This is a genomic window from Aeromicrobium sp. PFPM2_SD2, from assembly GCF_057364525.1.
In genome coordinates this window covers 1-593 of record NZ_JBNFNZ010000789.1, presented here as the reverse complement: position 1 = coordinate 593, position 593 = coordinate 1, and the positions used below count along the sequence as shown (strand labels likewise).

Below are 593 nucleotides of genomic sequence, written 5' to 3'. Positions count from 1 at the left end.
GCGCGCGCCACGCCGCGACCAGGACGCCATGGAGGCGGTCTGGGCCGGTGACGACACCCGCGACCAGCTGCTCAGCGTGCTCGGCTACGTCTCCATCGGCTCGGCCGCGGCGGTGCTGGCCGGGTGCGTCCTCGTCGCGCTCGGCCGGCGCAACGTCCGGCTGGCGATCGCCGCCGTCGTGCTCGTGGCCGGCGCCAACCTGTCGACCCAGCTGCTCAAGCACGTCCTGCTCGAGCGGCCCGACCACGGGCTGGGCGTCCACAACTCGCTGCCGAGCGGGCACGCCACCGTCGTGCTCAGCGTCCTGGTCGCCGCCCTGCTCGTCGCTCCCGGCACCGTGCGTCCGCTGATCGGCCTGGGCGGAGGGCTGCTCGCGACGTTCGTGGCCACCTCGATGGTGTCGCCGGGTGGCACCGGCCCTCGGACCTGCTCGTCGCGGCGTGCGTGTGCCTGGCCTGGCTGGGCCTGGTCTGCCTGGGACTGGCCACCCGGTGGCGTCCCGCGGTCGCGACGCTCGCCCTGGCGCTGGTCGGCTCCGCCGTGGCCTGCGCCGCCGTGGTCGCGGTCGGCGTGCGGCCGACCGGGGAGTGGTC

Annotated in this window: 1 protein-coding gene; it reads left to right on the top strand. The window is 76.2% G+C overall.

What is annotated here, in order from left to right; genetic code table 11:
- Positions 1 to 28: 28 nt before the first annotated feature.
- Positions 29 to 593: phosphatase PAP2 family protein (locus AC2W7G_RS18130; RefSeq protein ID WP_485869658.1), on the top strand; the 565-nt coding region annotated here is incomplete at its 3' end.